The 17789-nt window shown below is 58.4% G+C and carries 21 protein-coding genes; 6 read left to right on the top strand and 15 right to left on the bottom strand.

Features of this window, described 5'->3' with window-relative positions; translation table 11 throughout:
* Nucleotides 1–47: 47 nt before the first annotated feature.
* The 3 genes from H6F58_RS17375 to H6F58_RS17365 are packed head-to-tail and all read right to left on the bottom strand — an operon-like array spanning nt 48 to nt 2943.
* Nucleotides 48–920, bottom strand: a complete 873-nt coding sequence (locus tag H6F58_RS17375; RefSeq protein WP_195182235.1) for a 3-hydroxyacyl-CoA dehydrogenase family protein — start codon at nt 918–920, stop codon at nt 48–50.
* Nucleotides 921–922: 2 nt separating this feature from the next.
* Entirely contained in the window at nt 923–1717 is a 795-nt protein-coding gene (locus tag H6F58_RS17370) for an enoyl-CoA hydratase/isomerase family protein (RefSeq protein ID WP_060702323.1), read from the bottom strand.
* 2 nt (nt 1718–1719) lie between these two features.
* Entirely contained in the window at nt 1720–2943 is a 1224-nt protein-coding gene (locus tag H6F58_RS17365) for an acetyl-CoA C-acyltransferase (protein ID WP_195182234.1), read from the bottom strand.
* A gap of 137 nt (nt 2944–3080) precedes the next feature.
* On the opposite strand from H6F58_RS17365, the gene H6F58_RS17360 reads away from it, so the two are divergent.
* The 3 genes from H6F58_RS17360 (at nt 3081) to H6F58_RS17350 (ending at nt 6160) form a co-directional block, all read left to right on the top strand.
* Nucleotides 3081–4043 (top strand): 1,4-dihydroxy-2-naphthoyl-CoA synthase, encoded by a 963-nt coding sequence (locus tag H6F58_RS17360; protein ID WP_060702325.1) that lies wholly within the window; start codon nt 3081–3083, stop codon nt 4041–4043.
* 28 nt (nt 4044–4071) lie between these two features.
* The gene (locus H6F58_RS17355; protein ID WP_146275840.1) at nt 4072–5199 is read left to right on the top strand and encodes an AMP-binding protein; all 1128 of its coding nucleotides are present in this window, start codon (nt 4072–4074) and stop codon (nt 5197–5199) included.
* 76 nt (nt 5200–5275) lie between these two features.
* Nucleotides 5276–6160 (top strand): 1,4-dihydroxy-2-naphthoate polyprenyltransferase, encoded by an 885-nt coding sequence (locus H6F58_RS17350; RefSeq protein WP_146275842.1) that lies wholly within the window; start codon nt 5276–5278, stop codon nt 6158–6160.
* A gap of 108 nt (nt 6161–6268) precedes the next feature.
* On the opposite strand, the gene H6F58_RS17345 is transcribed toward H6F58_RS17350, so the two are convergent.
* Nucleotides 6269–6559, bottom strand: coding sequence for a DUF4229 domain-containing protein (locus H6F58_RS17345; RefSeq protein ID WP_060702328.1), 291 nt, complete (start codon nt 6557–6559; stop codon nt 6269–6271).
* 53 nt (nt 6560–6612) lie between these two features.
* On the opposite strand from H6F58_RS17345, the gene H6F58_RS17340 reads away from it, so the two are divergent.
* Entirely contained in the window at nt 6613–7056 is a 444-nt protein-coding gene (locus H6F58_RS17340; RefSeq protein ID WP_146275844.1) for a PLD nuclease N-terminal domain-containing protein, read from the top strand.
* Nucleotides 7057–7327: 271 nt separating this feature from the next.
* Here the strand turns inward: H6F58_RS17340 and ccsB are convergent, their stop codons facing one another.
* From ccsB to H6F58_RS17315, 5 genes are read right to left on the bottom strand one after another with little or no spacing between them, the layout of a single operon-like run.
* Complete coding sequence (ccsB, locus tag H6F58_RS17335) at nt 7328–8392, bottom strand: c-type cytochrome biogenesis protein CcsB (protein WP_146275846.1); 1065 nt, start codon at nt 8390–8392, stop codon at nt 7328–7330.
* Complete coding sequence (locus tag H6F58_RS17330; RefSeq protein ID WP_060702331.1) at nt 8385–10013, bottom strand: cytochrome c biogenesis protein ResB; 1629 nt, start codon at nt 10011–10013, stop codon at nt 8385–8387. The genes ccsB and H6F58_RS17330 overlap by 8 nt, the downstream gene beginning before the upstream one ends.
* The gene (locus H6F58_RS17325) at nt 10013–10768 is read right to left on the bottom strand and encodes a cytochrome c biogenesis CcdA family protein (protein ID WP_146275848.1); all 756 of its coding nucleotides are present in this window, start codon (nt 10766–10768) and stop codon (nt 10013–10015) included. The genes H6F58_RS17330 and H6F58_RS17325 overlap by 1 nt, the downstream gene beginning before the upstream one ends.
* Before the next feature lie 8 nt (nt 10769–10776).
* Nucleotides 10777–11400, bottom strand: coding sequence for a TlpA disulfide reductase family protein (locus tag H6F58_RS17320; protein ID WP_146275850.1), 624 nt, complete (start codon nt 11398–11400; stop codon nt 10777–10779).
* A 4-nt stretch (nt 11401–11404) separates the two neighbouring features.
* Nucleotides 11405–12067: a histidine phosphatase family protein gene (locus H6F58_RS17315; RefSeq protein ID WP_146275852.1), complete on the bottom strand. Its 663-nt coding sequence runs from the start codon at nt 12065–12067 to the stop codon at nt 11405–11407.
* Between the two features lie 176 nt (nt 12068–12243).
* On the opposite strand from H6F58_RS17315, the gene H6F58_RS17310 reads away from it, so the two are divergent.
* On the top strand, nt 12244–13002 hold the full coding sequence (locus H6F58_RS17310) for a hypothetical protein (RefSeq protein WP_146275854.1): 759 nt from the start codon (nt 12244–12246) through the stop codon (nt 13000–13002).
* A 91-nt stretch (nt 13003–13093) separates the two neighbouring features.
* Here H6F58_RS17310 and H6F58_RS17305 read toward each other — a convergent pair whose 3' ends face one another.
* Together H6F58_RS17305 and H6F58_RS17300 are read right to left on the bottom strand one after the other, a co-directional pair.
* On the bottom strand, nt 13094–13729 hold the full coding sequence (locus H6F58_RS17305; RefSeq protein ID WP_195182233.1) for a redox-sensing transcriptional repressor Rex: 636 nt from the start codon (nt 13727–13729) through the stop codon (nt 13094–13096).
* Nucleotides 13730–13795: 66 nt separating this feature from the next.
* Complete coding sequence (locus H6F58_RS17300; protein ID WP_308219399.1) at nt 13796–14041, bottom strand: glutaredoxin family protein; 246 nt, start codon at nt 14039–14041, stop codon at nt 13796–13798.
* Nucleotides 14042–14103: 62 nt separating this feature from the next.
* Between H6F58_RS17300 and H6F58_RS17295 the strand changes: the two genes are divergently transcribed.
* Complete coding sequence (locus H6F58_RS17295; RefSeq protein WP_060702336.1) at nt 14104–14910, top strand: HAD-IB family hydrolase; 807 nt, start codon at nt 14104–14106, stop codon at nt 14908–14910.
* A 100-nt stretch (nt 14911–15010) separates the two neighbouring features.
* Here the strand turns inward: H6F58_RS17295 and H6F58_RS17290 are convergent, their stop codons facing one another.
* From H6F58_RS17290 to H6F58_RS17275, 4 genes are all read right to left on the bottom strand, one after another.
* Complete coding sequence (locus H6F58_RS17290; protein ID WP_005504750.1) at nt 15011–15109, bottom strand: AURKAIP1/COX24 domain-containing protein; 99 nt, start codon at nt 15107–15109, stop codon at nt 15011–15013.
* 139 nt (nt 15110–15248) lie between these two features.
* A complete protein-coding gene (locus H6F58_RS17285; protein WP_022874253.1) occupies nt 15249–15473 on the bottom strand; it encodes a helix-turn-helix domain-containing protein in 225 nt (74 codons plus the stop codon).
* Between the two features lie 254 nt (nt 15474–15727).
* Nucleotides 15728–17071, bottom strand: coding sequence for an NADP-specific glutamate dehydrogenase (gene gdhA, locus H6F58_RS17280; RefSeq protein ID WP_060703453.1), 1344 nt, complete (start codon nt 17069–17071; stop codon nt 15728–15730).
* A gap of 188 nt (nt 17072–17259) precedes the next feature.
* On the bottom strand, nt 17260–17691 hold the full coding sequence (locus H6F58_RS17275; RefSeq protein ID WP_075972610.1) for a metalloregulator ArsR/SmtB family transcription factor: 432 nt from the start codon (nt 17689–17691) through the stop codon (nt 17260–17262).
* Nucleotides 17692–17789: the final 98 nt, after the last annotated feature.

The raw sequence follows: 17789 nt of genomic DNA, 5'->3' as shown, positions 1-17789 counted from the left end.
CGTGACCGGCGGGGACTGCGGCGTTCAGCGGCTCGGCTTGGCGACGCCTACCAGGAATAGAATCCCTGGCCGCTCTTTCGACCCAGCTTGCCCTGGGCCACCATGTCCTTGAGGATCTGCGGTGGCGCAAAGCGCTCGCCCAGCGTTTCGTGCAGGTATTCAGCAATTCCCAGGCGCACATCCAGTCCGACAATGTCCGTGGTCATCAACGGGCCGGTCGGATGCTTGTAGCCCAGCACCATGGCGTTATCGATGTCCTCGGCGCTCGCCACGCCTTCTTCAACCATGCGCATGGCCTCCAACGCGATGGCCACGCCCAGGCGCGATGAAGCAAAACCTGGAGCGTCATTGACGACGACGGGGGTCTTGCCCAGGGCTTGCACCCAACCGCGGGATGCCTCGACCAGATCCTTGCCGGTTTCCAGCCCAATCACCACTTCGATCAGCGTTGAGGCCGGAACGGGGTTGAAGAAATGCAGCCCGAGGAACTTGGCTGGGCGTGCCAGCTCCTTGGCCAGCCCGCTCACCGACAAGGAGGAGGTGTTGGAGGCCAGCACTGCCTCCGCGTCCAGCACCCGCTCCACCGCCTGCAATGAAGATACCTTCAGCTCCCAGATTTCCGGCACCGCCTCGATCACCAATTGCGCCGTGGCGAACTGCTGGTAGTCGGTGCTGACCGAGAAGCGCTGCAGGATTTCGCCCCTGGCTTCGCTCGCCAGCCCGCGGGCGATGGAGCGATCCACTGATTCGGCGACCCGCTCATAGGCTGCCTGCGCCGAAGCCTCATCGCGCTCAACGACGACCACGGTGCTGCCGCCCATGAGCAGGGCGTGGGCAATGCCAGCGCCCATGCGCCCGCCGCCAAGCACTCCGCAGCGCTGCGGCAGGTGGCCGGTGGCGCTATTGCTAGTTGCACTCATAGTTAGTTCTTCTTTCGATCAAGGAAGGCTTGCATGCGATCAAACTTGGCTTGGGATTCAAAGAGCATTCCCTGGGCCAGGGTGTCAATGACCGGGTGCACTTCGCGCGGGGCATGGAACACGGATTTGGTGATGCGCACGGCCAGCGGGTCTTGGGCCGCAATGCGATCGGCCAGCGCGTTGGCCGCGGGCTCAAGTTCCGTGGCCGGATGCAGTTCGGTCACCAGCCCAGCGGCCAGGCATTGCTCGCCGGTGAGCACCTTGCCGGCCATCAGGATTTCCTTGGCCAGCGGCTCGCCGACCAGTTCCTTGAGCCTCCAGGTTGCGCCGGCGGCAGCCATGATGCCCAGATTGGTTTCGGGGTTCCCCATGCGCAGCTCGGGGGTGCCGATGCGGAAGTCAGCTGCGTAGGCCAGCTCGGCGCCACCGCCCAGGGCAAATCCGTCCAGGGCTGCGATCACGGGCATGGGCAGCTTGGAGATGCGATCGAAAATCCCGGAGTTGATCCCGGCGAGCGCGTCATCGCGCCGGCGTTCGCGCAATTGCGAGATATCGGCTCCCGAGGCGAAAATCCCCTTGCTGCCCTTGGGATGCTCTTGGCTCGGCGCCTGGCTGGCGGTTCCGGCCAGGATCAGGATCTTCGGGTTCCTCTCCAGATAGGCGCATACGGCATGCAGCTCGTCCACCATTTTCTGGTCGATGGCATTGCGCACTTCGGGGCGGTTCAGGCGCACCCAGAGCCGGTCGTCGCTCTCCACCACCTGCAGGGTGTCAAAGTGTTCAGCGGTGCTATCCATGCTTACGCGCCTTCCAGGAGAATTGCCGAGCCTTGGCCAACGCCGACGCACATGGTGGCCACCCCGAGCTTGCGCCCAGCTGTTGCCAGCTCGCGCTCCATGCGGCCCAGCAGCGTGATCACGATGCGCGAACCGCTTGATCCCAGCGGATGGCCCAGCGCGATGGCTCCACCATCGCGGTTGACGATCTGCGGGTCTACCCCGAGTTCGCGCATGCTGGCCAAGGACTGGCTGGCGAAGGCCTCGTTGATTTCCATGGCTCCGATCTCGCCGATCGAAAGTCCGGCACGGTCGAGCACCTTGCGGGTGGCTGGCACCGGCCCCATGCCCATGATCTCTGGTTCCAGTCCTGCGGATTGGCCATCGATGATGCGGGCCCGCGCAGTCAGCGCGTACTTCTCCAGGGCCCGTTCGGAAACCACCAAAATGGCAGAGGCGCCATCGTTGAGCGACGAGGCGTTTCCGGCGGTGACAACGTGGCCGCCTGCAACCACCGGGCGCAATCCGGAGAGAACGTCCATGCTGGTTCCCGGGCGCGGGCCCTCATCGGTATCCACGATGGTTTCGCCCTTGCGATGCTTGACCGCCACGGGCACAATTTCGTCGCGGAAGCGCCCCTCTTCGATGGCTGCCATGGCTTTGGCATGGGAGTCGACGGCAAATTGGTCGCAATCCTCGCGGGAGATGCCGTAGACGCGGGCTACTTCTTCTGCGGTCTCCGGCATGGAGAAGGTTGTTTTGCCATCCCGGGATAGTTCGCCGGAGAGGAATTGCGGGTTGGTGAAGCGCCAGCCGATGGAGGTGTCGAAGACGGCTCCGGGCTTGGCAAATGGCTTATCCGGCTTTTCCATCACCCATGGGGCTCGGGACATGGACTCGACGCCGCCGGCTATGACAACATCTGCGGCACCGGCTTTGACCATGTGGCTGGCCATGGTGATGGCGCTCATGCCCGAAGCGCACAAGCGGTTAACGGTAATACCGGGCACGCTCACTGGCAGCCCCGCCAGCAAGGCCGCCATGCGGGCCACATTGCGATTCTCTTCACCAGCGCCGTTGGCGTTTCCGAGGATCACTTCATCAACCGCAGCCGGGTCGATCCCAGAGTCCTGGATGAGGCTGCGAATGGCCAGGGCAGCCAGATCATCGGGGCGCACAGCGCTGAGCGCTCCCCCATAACGGCCCACCGGGGTACGTACCCCGCCGACGAGAAATGCTTCAGTCATTTGTACTCCTTGCGCCAAAACTGTTCAGTGATCCTCAACACCTAAACTTACCGACCATTCGTTCAATAATAAAGTCATCGGCCCCAGCAATTTCCAGATTCTTAGAGATCGGAAGGAAACCGACTAGCATTCATAGGGTGAGTAGCCAGAATAAATCCGCATTGCCCCAGAAGGTTTCCGACGTATTCGATCCCACGCGTTGGCGAGTGATTGAGGGATTCGACTTCACCGACATCACCTACCATCGCCAGGTGGAACGCGATGAACTGGGCAACATCGTGCGCGATCTGCCAACGGTGCGCATCGCCTTTGACCGCCCCGAGGTGCGCAACGCTTTCCGGCCGCACACCGTGGACGAGCTCTACCGCGCCATGGATCACGCACGCATGACCAGCAATGTCGCCACGGTCCTGCTCACCGGCAACGGCCCTTCGCCCAAGGATGGCGGCCATGCGTTCTGCTCCGGCGGAGACCAGCGCATCCGCGGCCGCGACGGCTACCGCTATGCAGAGGGCGAGACCCGCGAATCCATCGACCCCGCCCGCGCCGGACGACTGCACATTCTTGAGGTGCAGCGGTTGATGCGCACCATGCCAAAGGTCGTCCTCTGCGTTGTCAACGGCTGGGCTGCCGGCGGCGGACACTCGCTGCACGTCGTGTCGGACCTGACCATCGCGTCGAAGGAAAACGGCAAGTTCAAGCAGACTGATGCCACCGTTGGTTCCTTCGATGCCGGGTATGGTTCGGCCTTGCTCGCCCGCCAGGTTGGCCAGAAGACCGCACGCGAAATTTTCTTCCTCGCCCGCGAATACTCCGCAGACGACATGGTTCGCATGGGTGCGGTCAACGAATCCGTAGAACATGAGCGCTTGGAAGAAGTGGCCCTGGAATACGCGGCAGACATTGCCAAGCAGTCCCCGCAGGCCATTCGCATGCTCAAGTTCGCCTTCAACCTGGCCGATGATGGCCTGGCCGGCCAGCAGGTCTTCGCCGGCGAAGCCACCCGCATGGCCTACATGACCGATGAAGCAGTGGAAGGACGCGACGCGTTCTTGGGCAAGCGCGACCCTGACTGGTCCGATTACCCCTACTACTTCTAAGCGGCGGCACCGGCAAAAGGACTACTACATGGACGCACTGCATCAGGAACTGCTCACGGCCTTGGCTGGCGCTGCCAATGACAATGGTCCGGCGGTCGAGGTCATCGCCGATGACACCAGCAGCGCTGGCTGGCGCATCGAGTACCTCGAGGCAGAAGATCTGCCAGGATTCGAGCAGCCCATGGCCGTGGTGCGCACTTCTGGATCAACCGGGCGGGCCAAGCGCACGGTGCTCAGCGTCGAAGCCCTGGCTTCCAGCGCCCAAGCGACCGCCGAGTATCTCGGTTTCGAAGGCCAATGGCTGTTGGCCCTTCCGGTTCACTATGTCGCCGGGCTCAGCGTGTTGACCAGGTCCCTCTTCGCTGGCACCAAACCGGTGATCATGGACTTGGATGGCAGCTTTTCGGCTACCGCGTTCACTCAGGCCGCCGGCCAGATGGTGGAAACCCATCGGCTCACCTCCCTGGTGCCTACCCAGCTGGCGCGATTGCTTGATAATCCGGACCCTGCCACCTTGCAGGCGCTCAAGCGGTTTGATGCCATCTTGCTGGGCGGGGCGCGAGCCAGCAAGGACTTGCTGGTGCGTTCCCGCCACCACGGGCTGAAGATCTTCCAAACCTATGGTTCCTCGGAAACCTCGGGCGGACTGGTCTATAACGGCACAGCCCTTCCAGGAGTTCAGCTGGCCGAGCATGATTCCCGCATCTGGGTTTCTGGCCCGATGCTGGCCGATGGCTATGCCAATGCTCCTGAGGCCACGGCAGAACACTTCGTCGAGCGCGATGGCCGCCGCTGGTACGTCACCGATGATTTGGGCAGCGTCCAGGGGCAACGGCTGAGCATTGTCGGCCGCGTTGACGACGTGATCAACACCGGGGGAATCAAGCTTTCAGCATCAAAAATCGAGGGCCTGCTCGAGGAATTCTTCACCCAGACCTTGGTTGTTTCGGTGCCGGATTCGCAGTGGGGCCAAAGCGTTGGCCTGGCCTATTCTGGCCCCACCAAGACCGACGAAGCCTTTGACGCGGTACGCCGTACGCTAGGCAAGGAAGCGGTTCCAAAGCATGTGCGCCACTACCCGCAGGGCCTGCCGTTGCTGCCCAACGGCAAGTTCAACCGTCGCTTGATCATTGATGAATTGGCGGTTCGGGACTAGCCCCGATTCGCCATGCCCGCATAATCGCGGGAAACTAGAGGGTACGAGTTTTTCTCTTGCCCTGAAAGGACTGAAAGTGGCCACACTTTCCCAATGGGTTTCCGGTGCCCGTCTGCGCACCTTGCCTATCGTCATTGCCCCGGTAGTCATCGGCACTGCGGCTGCACTGGGCGAAACCGGAACCATTCATTGGTTCCGTTTTGTCCTGGCCTTGCTCGTTGGCTTGTTGCTGCAAGTTGGCGTGAACTACTCCAACGACTATTCCGACGGCATCCGAGGCACTGATGATGACCGGGTTGGACCGTTGCGCCTCACCGGTTCCAAGCTCACCGATCCGAAGAATGTGCGCAATGTTGCCTTCGGCTGCTTTGGCCTGGCAGCAATCTGCGGATTGATTCTTGTCATCGTCTCGTCTTCATGGCCGTTGCTGCTTGTCGGTGTCGCCGCGATCTTTGCCGCGTGGGGCTACACCGGTGGCAAAAATCCCTACGGCTACCGTGGACTGGGAGATATTTACGTCTTCATCTTCTTCGGCTTGGTCGCGACCTTGGGTACGACCTTCACACAGATCAACGAACTGACCCTGACCTCGTTGTGGGGTGCAATTGGCACGGGATTGATTGGCTGCGCGCTGCTCATGGCCAATAACGTCCGTGATATTCCCACCGATAAAGAGGTCGGGAAAATTACTCTTGCGGTACGCCTGGGCGAAAGCAATGCACGGCTGAGCTACGTCCTGATGTTGGCCATAGCGATCTTGTTGCCGCTTTTGGCAACCGGAACGTTCCCGTGGCTGTGGCTGGTGCTGATCACGTTCATTCCGGCGATTGCACCTTCCATGCTCATGCTGCGCGAACACGAGCTTCCCAAACTGGTTCAGGTCCTGAAGCAGACGGGCATGCTGAACATGGTGTATGCCGTGTTGTTTGCCCTGGCGATCATTCTTGGCGTTTGGTTCTAAGCAACACAGAAGGCCATAGATCATAGAAAAAGCCTTGGCTTGTCAGTCCATTGAATTGGTACTGGCAAGCCAAGGCTTTTTCGTTGCAGGCAGTAGCACTCGGTGATTTTACTCGGCAGGTGGCTGCGTCTTGCGCCGGGACTCATCGAATTCGTCCTCGATGGCTTCTTCCGCCAGCTGCTTGCTGGTCTTGTTCGCAGAGGTCTTATTAAAAGCATTGCGCACATCTTCGTTGGCTTTGAGCCGAAGATTGTTGAAGAAAAGATAGGCAATGGCAAAGGCGAAAATCAGGCCAATAATTCCGGCGATGAAGATTGGCCAGCTCAGGCCAAGCCACAAGCCCAGGAACACTGCGCAGAATATGCCCAGACGAAGAACTGTATATTTCAGAAACTGCATAACTTCAAGTCTACCGATGAAGCTGTGAGCCGGATTATCACTAGAATGGAATCATGGTCCGCCTCCTTATATTCGCAGCAGTAGTTTCGGTCGCCTTGATGATTTACACGTTGATTGAATGCAGCCGTGCGCAGAAGCATCTCGTGCGGTCTTTGCCGAAGACAGCTTGGTTCGTGGTGATCATCATCCTTCCACTGATCGGTGCCATTTTGTGGTTCGTTTTGGGGCGTCCCGTGAACACCGGCAACCAGCCATCGGCACACCAGACGGCACCGGATGACGATGAGGATTTCTTGCGCCAACTCGAAGTCTGGCGACGACAGCAGCAGCGAGAAGAAGAGTCGAAGGCCCGTGAGCAAGAACTCAAATCCCAGGCCAAGGATCCGAAGAGGTCCGATTCGCCATCGAAGCCAGAGGACACAGGCTCAGCAGCTCCTGAGAAGCCCGAGCACAAGCCCGAGGACACCGACAGCGACGCTCCTGATTCCAAGGCCTAGAAGCTGGCTCCAGCCGCTTCCCAGCACAACCAGCCTCAAGCCCCGTGCCGATCTCCCCGCTCACCGATCTTGTGAGGGGGAACGCCGGGGCTTTCATGTACCCACGAGCGATGGATGCTTGACGGCCGTGGCACAGCCGCTTTGCGCCTAGTGGCCACGCGCTGCAGGAATTCCGATAGTGCACTAGCTCGCGTCCAAGCCATCCGCTTAAACGCAGGAAGCGATACCCCATCAGGGGTATCGCTTCCTGCTTGTCGAAGTTTTCTAGGCCTTAGACACCAGCGTAGGAGTGCAGACCATTGAAGAAGATATTCACAATAGTGAAGTTGAAGACCACGCACAGGAATCCGACAATGGACAACCATGCCGAACGTGGACCAGTCCAACCACCGGTAGCACGCGCGTGCAGGTAGCCTGCATACACAACCCAGATCACGAAGGACCAAACTTCCTTTGGATCCCAGCCCCAGTAGCGTCCCCATGCAGCTTCAGCCCAGATAGCGCCGGCCATCACGGTGAAGGTCCACATCACGAATGCAATGGTGTTGATGCGGTAGGCGAAGTTTTCCAAGGCGCCTGCACCCGGGACAACGCGCATGAAAGGCAGCTTGTCGCTCTGGCCGGTTGCCAAGCGGTTCATGCGGGAGTGCTGCAAAAGCTGAAGCACATTCATGGCAAAGCTGATGGCGAAGAGCGAGGAAGCCAAGACGGCGATGGACACGTGAATGACGATCCATGGCGACTGCAGCGCTGGAACCAGGTGGCCAACCGGAGTCGGGAATCCAATGGTTGCTGCGCACAGCATCAGGGTGACCAAGCCAGAGATGAATGAACCCATGAAGCGCAGATCCTTGATGATCAGCACTACCAGGTACACCAGGGCCACAACGAAGGCGCCGGTGGTCAGGAACTCATACATGTTGCCCCACGGCACGCGGTGGGCAGCTAGTGCGCGGGAGACCACGGCGAAGCCGTGCAGAGCAACTGCCAGCCACATCAGCACCACAGCCATGCGGGCCATTGGGCGCTTGGACGAGAACTCGGTGTAGTTCATCTTGTCGGTGACAATATCGTCGCTTATGTTGTCCGCACGCTCGCTCGCGCCGCGGCGCTTACGTCCGGTTCCGGCGACAGCGCCGTTGGCGCCAACCAGCATCTCTGCATCGCGCTTGAGGGCCGCGGAATCCATTTCCGTAATGGACTTGTTGGTCTTCGCCAAGTCGAGGGCGAAGATGATGAAGACAACCCCATAGACCATGGCTGCCAGCAGCATGAACAACTGGCTGTATTCACCGAGCGATTCATTAATTGGTGCTAATGCCCCAGCGTTACCCATTTACTGCTCCTTGGTTTTGCTCCTGGCTTGCCAGTGGCCAAGCCTTGTCAAAGATCTTCTGTAGTTCTGCCGCTTCGCGTTCCAGTCGCGGATCTTCGCCACGAGCCAACAATGCGTATTCGATACTACGCTTGCCATCCTGATGCTTCAGCTTGATCCAGACTCGGCGACGAGGAGTGAACAATGAAACTCCCAAGCCGAGCAGTGCCAAGGCCGCGAAGATGCCGATGGGAAGCTTTCCCGGATCGTAGTTCACGTCCAGTGCAACATAGCGCTTGAGGTCATCAAAGCTGATGCTTCCCTTGCCGTCGGGCAGCTGGTAGGTCTGTCCGGCTTCGAGGATGATGCCGCCGGCGTCAAGCTCGCGGCTATTGAGCGCCTTCATCTTCTCGGTGTCCAGAACAAAAACGTTCTGCGGATTACCGTTATCCAGCCCCAAATTCCCGTAGAAGGAATTCAAGTGCAGCTGCGGGTTGATGGCATTGGGGTCACCTGAAATGCCAAATCCATTTTCATCAACCAACGCGGTAGGAAGCAAGAATCCCTGGAAACCCAGCTGATCCGGGACAGCGTCAGGAACCTTCAGAACGAACATCGAGGTGTAGACCGAGTCCTGCGGGACCGATACTGCCGGGCCCGAGTAGGCGACGTTGCCCTTGCCATCGCGCACAGTGATCACCGGAGCATAGCCGTTGCCAACCAGATAGACGTCGGCGCCATTGATTCGCAGTGGGTGGTTCACCTTCAGATCCTGCTTGACCGGATCCGATTGGGCATCCTTGCGCACCTGGACGTGTGCGGTGAAGTCCAGCGGCTGCCCGAAGTGCGACTCGGATTCACGGTCAAAAATAATGTCGAATTTGTCGAGCTTGACAGAATATCCAGGCAGTTTATCCGCGTTGAAAGTCGTGCCCGGGGTGAAGGAATCATAGGCGACCAGCGAGTTGACGAAGGTCTCCCCCTCAACCAGCACACGCTGTCCGGTGTAGCCGAAGGCCCCGCCAATTGCCGCAGATACAAGGACTCCGATCAAGGAGATGTGGAAGAGCAGGTTGCCAATTTCGCGAGTGTATCCGCGTTCTGCCGAGACCGAGCGGACGCCGGCATCATTGCGCCGTTCCACGCGGTAACCGCGTTTCTTCAGAATCTTGAACGAGTCATCAATGACCTGATCCTCATCTGGGGTGTCCGCTTCGCCTTCCAGAATTTCATGCGACGCATACTGCGGCAGGCGATCTAGCCGGGCCGGGGTGCGCGGTGGAGGCGTGCGCAATGCCTGGGCATGCTTCTTCACACGCGGAACGATGCAGCCAACCAGGGAAACAAACAACAGGATGTAGATGGCAGAGAACCATACGGAGGAATACACCTCGAACATCTGGAAGCGGTCAAGCCATGGACCGGCAACTGGATGCTGGTCCAGATACTGCACAACCGTCTCTGGATTTGAAGCGCGCTGCGGGAAAATCGAGCCTGGCACTGCGGCGACGGCCAGCAGCAACAGCAAGAATAGTGCCGTAGACATGGACGTCAGCTGAGTCCAGATCCAGCGCATGAACCCTACAAATCCCAGCGCCGGAGCGTCCTGGGACCCTTTGAGTTTCCGTTGTTGTTTCGCCATTAAATTGGCAACCTCACTTCATTGGCAAACCAGTTTTGCAGTTCTGAAACCCATGTTCCCCATAGCCCGGTCACCATGACCAGGCCCAGGGCAATGAGCAGAGCGCCGCCAAAACGCATGATGAAAACCTGATGCTTCCGGAAAAACGCCAGAGCCTGCATTCCGCGCTGCAGTCCCAGCGCAATCAGGATGAAGGGCAAGCCCAGCCCAAGGCAATAAAACACAGTGAGCAAAGTTCCCCGGGCGACGTTGGCATCGGAACCGGTGGACATGATCAACACGGCGCTCAGGGTTGGCCCGATGCACGGCGCCCAGCCCAGGCCAAAGGTCAGGCCAAGGACAGGGGCGCCCCATAAACCGGCAGGTGGCTTCTTGTGGATCTTTCGATCACGCTGCATCCAGGAGAATCCGCCCATGAAGACGATGCCCATGAAAACAACGACAATTCCCAAAGCCTGGGTGACCCATGAACCGTTGAACCTCAGCCACGCGGTTGCCTGGCTGAAGAGAACCCCAGCGGCAATGAAGACAATGGAGAACCCCAGGACAAAGAGCAAGATGCCCAGAATTACTCGTCCACGGCGATGATCTTTCAGATCTGCGCCGGTCAAGCCGGTGACGTACCCAAGGTAGCCGGGAACCAATGGCAGAACACAGGGAGAGAGGAAGGAAACCAATCCCGCCAACATGGCCACGGGCGCGGCAAGCAGTAAAGACCCGTCCAGGACGATGTCAGCAAATGGGTTTGAGGTCACCGCCTGGATCACAGTTCTTCGGTCAAGGCGGTGTCGATCAGCGACTTCAAGGTGCTCGGGTCGACGGCGCCGATAACTCGGGCGCGGACGCGTCCCTTGCGATCGAGCACCAGAGTCGAGGGCACGGCTTGAAGCGGCACGTACTTGGTCATCGCCAGCTGCACGTCGCCGTTGGTGTCCTGAATGGATTCGTACGGCAGGTCAAAGGTACGCTCGAACGCCTTCGCGGCTTCTGCTTCGTCGCGAACGTTAACACCAATGAATTCGACCTTGTCGCCAAAGTTATTGGCGAGCTTTTTCAAGTCTGGTGCCTCGATGCGGCATGGTGCGCAGGCGGCGTACCAGAAGTTCATTACCACTGGCTTGCCCTGCCACTGGCTGAAATCAACGGCGGTCCCGTGGTAGGTCTCTGACTTGATTTCCACGGGTTCGCTGCGTTGGGAAACTTCGTATTCCTGTACGGCTCCGTCGCCGGCGATGTAGTTTTTCCCGTCACCGCTATTGGCTTGGGCGGTCAAGGAATCCTCCTTGCCGCTGCAAGCCGCCAAGGGAACAATGGCAGCAGCCACCATCAGGGAACGCAACATCGTGCGACGGCTCAGATTGCGAGGATTAGGCACAGGATCAGTCATTTCCTTAGGCTCCCGGAATATTTGCGGCACCGGCCAACAGCTCGGGGCATGGTTCGGTGTATCGCACGGAGACTAATTCGTCCCCTTCAAAATCAAAGCTGGTGATGGATGCCAGGGTGCACTCCCGCTGGCGAGGGTCATGCCATAGGGGCTTCTTCTCAGCTGCGCGGCGGGTTACCCAGATAGGCAACTGGTGGCTGACGATAATGACTTCGGCACCTTCGCCGTGTTCGGCAACAGCCGCCCGACGGTGGTCATCCATGGCTTCGCGCATGCGCTGCACCTGATCCGCATAAGGCTCGCCCCATGAAGGCTTCAGCGGGTTGACCAGCAGGGGCCAGTACTTCGGCTGGCGGAGGTGGTCTGCGACCTTGGACAGGCCCTGGAGCTTGTTGCCCGCTTCGATGACACGATCTTCAGTGTGAATCGGAAGGTCCAGGACGCGGCTTGTCGGTGCAGCGGTCTGCTGTGCACGGATCAGCGGAGAGGCTACAAGCCGGACCACATTGGCCCCGTCGGCTTGGCGCTGCGCGAAGAATTCGCCAGCAGCATCAGCCATCTTGAAACCGAGGTCCGAAAGCCCGAAACCGGGGATCCGTCCGTAGAGAATACGGTCAGGGTTGAAAACTTCCCCGTGGCGCAACAAATGGACGGTCGATAAAGGCATGCTTCCAGTGTCTCAAAAATTCAGTGCGAAATAGACATATTGTGTCCACCGTCAACTATTCACAGCGCATGCATGGGATTCCCATATGGAAAAACCATCCTTTCGGAGGGCTCGCTCACAAAGTTGTCCCACTAGGCTTGGGTATAAAGTCAAGACGAACCAAAGGACGATGAACCATGAGCAACTACGATCCAAATCAACCGGGCCAACCCTACAACCCGGAATCTGGGGCTCAGAACCCGAATCCGAACCCGTATGGCGAAAACCCCTACACGCAGCCGCAGCCGCAGTACGGGCAGAACCCCTATGGCCAGTCCCCCGTGGCACCTGGTTTCAACCAATACCCGGACCAGGGTGGCTATGCCGCCGTGCAGCCACCAGCTGAGCGGCCGAAGACCCTGCAGATTTCATTCCTGCTGATTCTGCTCTCAGGCATCGTCGGGGCAATTTCCAGCTGGATGATTTCCACCTCCAACATGTTTGGCAACATGGTTTCTTCCCAGTGGTCGATGGTTGAGCAAGAATTGCAGACCCAGATGCAGTCGACTCCTGAGATGGCCCAGGATCCCACCTTGCAGCAGATGATGAGCAGCCCAGAAGCGTTCATTTCCCAGGCCAACACCATGATGACCAGCTTTGCCCTGGTGGGTGCGGTCATTTCGGTGATTTTGTACTTCCTCGTCGGATTCTTTGTTGGCCGTGGTGTTGGCGCCATGCGCATCATCGCCACCATCCTGGCAGCCTTGTCATTGTTGGGCCTGTTCACGTCCGTGCCAATGATCAGCATGTTTGCCGATAGCCAGGCCGGGGCCTTGAACGCCGTCTATATTATCGGCATCCTCCTCGGCATCGCTGGCGTGGTCTTCGCGTGGTTGCGTCCTTCATCGGAATACATCGCGCAGCGCCGCATGGCGCGTCGAGCAGGCTACCGGTAAACGGAAGCTCAGCCCGAATCTTTAAGCAGCAAGCGGTGCCATTTCGTCAGCTTTGACGAAATGGCACCGCTTTTTGCGTACCGCCGCGGTCCTAGCCTTGGACCGCCAAGTAGGCCAAAATCTGGAGTTCCGTAGAAAGGTCGACCCGGCGCAGGTTCATGCCGGCTGGAACTTTCAATGGCTTTGGCGCAAATGAAAGCACCGAGCGCACAGATAATTCAGAAAGCGCATAGACCAGGTCTTGGGCAGCATCGCCGGGCACTGCGAGAACGACGATGTTGATTTCTTCACGGTCGATGACTGAGGCAAGGTCGCTAATGGATTCCACCCGCAGCTCACCGACTGGCTCGCCAATGAGTGCAGGATCAACATCAAAAATGGCCTTGACGTTGAAACCTCGCGAAGTGAATCCTGCATACCCGCTCAAGGCCCGGCCAAGGTTACCGGCGCCTACAATGGCGACTTTCCAATCCTGGTTCAGCCCAAGGGTCCTGCTGATGTGCTCTGCCAGCTCGCGTACGACGTAGCCGACGCCACGAGTACCGTAGGATCCAAGCCAAGAAAGGTCTTTGCGCAGGATCGAAGGGTTCACGCCCGCTTCCTTGGCCAGCACCCCGGAGCTGGTTCGTTCCAGCCCTTGGGCCTCCAGCGCATTCAGTGCCCGCAAATACTGTGTGAGTCGCGCCAAGGTGGCTTCAGGCAGGACACGAGCTTCAAGCTCAGACATCTTTGTACTCCTGCACTTTCCAATGGGCTAATCGAGCACAATGCGTAGTCAGCTTTGCCACCGCGGCTAGTTGCTGAGCAGACGCTCTAGCCGTTGCGGGTCGATAGTCCAGAAGTCTTTGACCTGCCCATCGATAAATAGCACCGGTACTTCCTCATGGTGCTTGGCCAGAAGTACTGGGTGCTCGTCAATGTCAAGTTCAGAAAATTCCATGTTCAAGCGGCTCGTTACCTCAGCAACTGTTGCTCGTGCCGCGTGGCAAAGATGGCAGTCCTTACGAACCAACAGCTGAATCTGATGCAATGTACTCACCTGACTATAATCTCACGAGCCGTAACCGCGCTTGAACTTTACGATGAAATAAACTGGATCAAATGCCTTCCACCGATAACGCCTCCGCTGGCACCGAAGCCCAAGCCCCTGGAACTGTTGCCGCATTTTTTGATGTGGATAACACCTTGGTTCGTGGTGCCTCGCTGTATTTGCTGGCCCGCAAGCTCCGTGAGCATCGCTTCTTCCAGCTTCGTGAGATCCTCTGGTTCGCGTTGAAGCAATTGCGCTTCGCCGCACGCGGCGAGCATCTGGGAGACATCCACCAGATTCGTGACCGGGCGCTGATGATGGTTCGCGGCATCCCCGTAGCCGAGATTGAACAAATCGGCAACGAGATATACGACGAATACATCGAGCCGAAGTTGTGGTCGGGCACGGTGGCGATTGCCCGCCAGCACTTGCGCGTCGGCCGTGAAGTTTGGCTGGTCACCGCTACTCCCCTGGAAGTGGCGAATGTCATTGCAGATCGCCTCGAACTTTCCGGTGCATTGGGCACCGTCGTGGAGAGCCGCGATGGTTTGTATACAGGAGCTCTGGCTAGCCCGATCTTGCATGCGGCCGAAAAGGCGCAGGCTGTCAGGTCCTTGGCCAAGGCGCGTGGCATCTCGCTGTCGCGATCTTGGGCATACTCGGATTCCTACAACGACGTGCCACTGCTGGAAGCTGTAGGGCATCCCGTCTGCATCAATCCCGATGCCCGGTTGCGCGCCTATGCCAAGCGTCGCGGCTGGCAGGTCTATGATTTCCGCACCGGTCAGCGGGCCGCAAAATTCGGTCTGCGCGCCGCTGGCGTGCTCGGTGCCTTGTGGGCTGCCAGGCGCTCAATTCTGCGTCGTTCCGGCTCGTAGCGGGCCCTGGAGCCTTTTGGATAAAGCAATCGCCACCGTTTGCAGGTGACCTGCGAATCGGTGGCGATGATTGCCTAGCGGCAAAATGCTCGAAGTAGATTTACTTCTTATTGCGACGCTGGTGGCGAGTCTTACGAAGCAATTTGCGGTGCTTCTTCTTGGACATACGCTTGCGGCGCTTCTTGATAACAGAGCCCATAGTGGTTCCTCACAAACTAATTAAATGCGTCAACCTAAAGCATCTGCTTGCAAGCAAGCAAAAAGACAAGGTTGACCGGACGTTAAACGTTCCTTAATAGATTACCCGCTTTTCGGCCATGCTCTGACCATCGCGCGGACTATCGACCGTAAGAACCGGTACCGTGCTGCGGATCAATAGCCGCAGCACTGAGGTAGGATTCCACAGCGTTCTCTGGAACGCGATAGGAGCGGCCGAACTGAACGGCAGGCAGATCGCCTGCGTGAATCAGCCGATAAACCGTCATTTTGGAAACGCGCATCATGTCAGCCACTTCGGCCACCGTCATGAAACGGGCTCCTGCAAAATTCTGTTTATCCGTCATGCGGGATATTCTCCTGACGCTGATCTCTATTTCGTCGCGTTACTAGCGAAGGTGAACTTACACGACTTTGGATCAACATCGGCGATCTGGTTCACGTTCGCTTTGTCCTAGTCTAATCGCACTTTAGTAACTTTTGCATCACGAAACACTTCAGGACTCTTCAGAATCAAAATTTTGTTGCCTAAACGAGACAATCCGCACGGCAAGTCCCAGCTCAACGAGGGATACCGTGCGGATCGCAACAAACTGTTTTCTTAGATCACGCCCTGCGCAAGCATGGCATCGGCAACCTTCACGAATCCGGCGATGTTTGCGCCAGCGACGTAATTGCCGGGAATGCCGTACTCGTCGGCGGTGGCGGCACAGCTGTCGTGAATACCGACCATGATTTCGCTGAGTCGGCGTTCGGTGTGTTCGAAGCTCCACGAATCACGGCTGGCATTCTGCTGCATCTCCAACGCGGAGGTGGCCACGCCACCGGCGTTGGCGGCTTTGCCTGGGCCAAAGAGCACGCCGGCACCCTGGAAGATAGCGGTGGCTTCGGCCGTGGTCGGCATGTTGGCGCCTTCTGCAACAGCGATGGTGCCAGCGGCGACCATCTTCTTGGCCGCTTCTTCGCCGAGCTCGTTCTGGGTGGCGCATGGCAACGCCACGGTGCCCGCTACGTCCCATACGCTGCCTCCAGAAACGTACGTGACATTGCTGGTGCCACGACGCTGCGCGTATTCAGAAATACGTCCTCGCTCGACTTCCTTGATCTGGCGCAGCAGTTCAAGATCAATGCCGCCTTCATCCACGATGAAGCCGGCAGAGTCTGATGCGGTGACAACTGTGGCGCCGAGGTCCTGGGCTTTCTCGATGGCATGAATGGCAACATTGCCCGAGCCCGAAACGACCACGCGCTGTCCGTCGAAGGACTGCCCGCGCGTCTTGAGCATCTCTTCGGTGAAGATTACAGCTCCATAGCCAGTGGCTTCTGGACGAACCAATGATCCGCCCCAGCTCAGCCCCTTGCCGGTCAAGACCCCTGATTCGTAGCGGTTGGTGATGCGCTTGTACTGGCCGAAGAGGTAGCCGATCTCGCGGCCGCCCACGCCAATGTCGCCGGCAGGGACGTCGGTGTATTCGCCGATGTGGCGGTAGAGCTCAGTCATGAAGGACTGGCAGAAGCGCATGACTTCGCCATCGGACTTGCCGCGCGGGTCGAAGTCCGAACCGCCCTTGCCGCCGCCGATTGGCATGCCGGTCAGGGAATTCTTGAAAATTTGCTCAAAGCCAAGGAACTTGACGATGCCCAGGTAGACCGAAGGGTGGAAACGCAGACCGCCCTTGTATGGGCCCAGCGCGGAGTTGAATTCAACTCGGAAGCCGCGATTGATCTGAACCCGGTTCTGGTCATCAACCCAAGGCACACGGAAAATGATCTGTCGCTCGGGTTCGCACAAGCGCTGCAGAATGGCGGCCTCGGCGTATTCAGGGTGCTTGAGCGAAACCGCTTCAAGGCTTTCAAATACTTCCGTGACGGCCTGGTGGAATTCTGCTTCACCGGGATTGCGTCGGAAGACTTCGTCGCGAATCGAAGCTAAGTGCTTGTCCAAGTTTCTCTCCTCATCATGGGACAGGAACAAGCGCCTGAGGAACCTCACACATGGCGTCACTGCCCCGTTCACGAGAATCCCACGCTGAGCACCGTGAAGAAAAATCCTCGGTTATAAATCGGAAACATGGCCGTAACGTGAATCACTGGCCACGCTGCCAGCAGCGCCAGCACAGTTGGAAGGACCAGCTAGCGACGGCGCCCAAAGCGAGGGAGCCGTTCCAGGAATTCTTGGGCTCGCCCGGTGACTTGTTCCAATCCGCGCCCGACGCTGCGGCCAATTTGCTGAGCCGTTGGATTCGCTGCAGTCGCAAGCTGCGAATTCGCTTGATGGCCGGCCTGCTGCTCTTCAGCTTCCGGAACGGGCACCAAGTCGGCGCACCAGTGCACCAAGTCCTCCAGCGCAGAAGTATCAATGCTGTAGATACGACGTTGGCCGGCAGCGGCCATGCTCACCAGCTGCGCCTCGCGCAATACCTTCAGGTGCTTGGACACCGTAGGCTGGGAAATCTCCAGCTCGGTGACCAGCGCACCCACGGCTTTTGGCTCATTCTTGAGCGCTTCAATAATCTTGCGACGGGTTGGCTCTGCCAACGCCGAAAAAACTTCATCAATTGCCACATACATAACCCTAACGGCATATGATCAAATGGTCATTGATTTGGCGATCCATTCCGCTATGAAATTCCAGGATCGATTGCTTGCGACCAAGTCATCCT

Origin of the sequence: Glutamicibacter sp. FBE19 (assembly GCF_015524875.1) — a bacterium.
GTDB lineage: Bacteria > Actinomycetota > Actinomycetes > Actinomycetales > Micrococcaceae > Glutamicibacter > Glutamicibacter halophytocola.
This window is presented reverse-complemented; position numbering and strand designations above follow the sequence as displayed.

Coding starts and splice junctions, on each gene's coding strand:
- H6F58_RS17340 (WP_146275844.1), top strand. CDS start 6,613: ATGGTCCGCCTCCTTATATTCGCAGCAGTAGTTTCGGTCGCCTTGATG.
- H6F58_RS17285 (WP_022874253.1), bottom strand. CDS start 15,473: ATGACGGATAAACAGAATTTTGCAGGAGCCCGTTTCATGACGGTGGCC.
- H6F58_RS17320 (WP_146275850.1), bottom strand. CDS start 11,400: ATGACTGATCCTGTGCCTAATCCTCGCAATCTGAGCCGTCGCACGATG.
- H6F58_RS17315 (WP_146275852.1), bottom strand. CDS start 12,067: ATGCCTTTATCGACCGTCCATTTGTTGCGCCACGGGGAAGTTTTCAAC.
- H6F58_RS17290 (WP_005504750.1), bottom strand. CDS start 15,109: ATGGGCTCTGTTATCAAGAAGCGCCGCAAGCGTATGTCCAAGAAGAAG.
- H6F58_RS17355 (WP_146275840.1), top strand. CDS start 4,072: ATGGACGCACTGCATCAGGAACTGCTCACGGCCTTGGCTGGCGCTGCC.
- H6F58_RS17375 (WP_195182235.1), bottom strand. CDS start 920: ATGAGTGCAACTAGCAATAGCGCCACCGGCCACCTGCCGCAGCGCTGC.
- H6F58_RS17330 (WP_060702331.1), bottom strand. CDS start 10,013: ATGGCGAAACAACAACGGAAACTCAAAGGGTCCCAGGACGCTCCGGCG.
- H6F58_RS17295 (WP_060702336.1), top strand. CDS start 14,104: ATGCCTTCCACCGATAACGCCTCCGCTGGCACCGAAGCCCAAGCCCCT.
- ccsB (WP_146275846.1), bottom strand. CDS start 8,392: ATGGGTAACGCTGGGGCATTAGCACCAATTAATGAATCGCTCGGTGAA.
- H6F58_RS17310 (WP_146275854.1), top strand. CDS start 12,244: ATGAGCAACTACGATCCAAATCAACCGGGCCAACCCTACAACCCGGAA.
- H6F58_RS17365 (WP_195182234.1), bottom strand. CDS start 2,943: ATGACTGAAGCATTTCTCGTCGGCGGGGTACGTACCCCGGTGGGCCGT.
- H6F58_RS17305 (WP_195182233.1), bottom strand. CDS start 13,729: ATGTCTGAGCTTGAAGCTCGTGTCCTGCCTGAAGCCACCTTGGCGCGA.
- H6F58_RS17370 (WP_060702323.1), bottom strand. CDS start 1,717: ATGGATAGCACCGCTGAACACTTTGACACCCTGCAGGTGGTGGAGAGC.
- H6F58_RS17345 (WP_060702328.1), bottom strand. CDS start 6,559: ATGCAGTTTCTGAAATATACAGTTCTTCGTCTGGGCATATTCTGCGCA.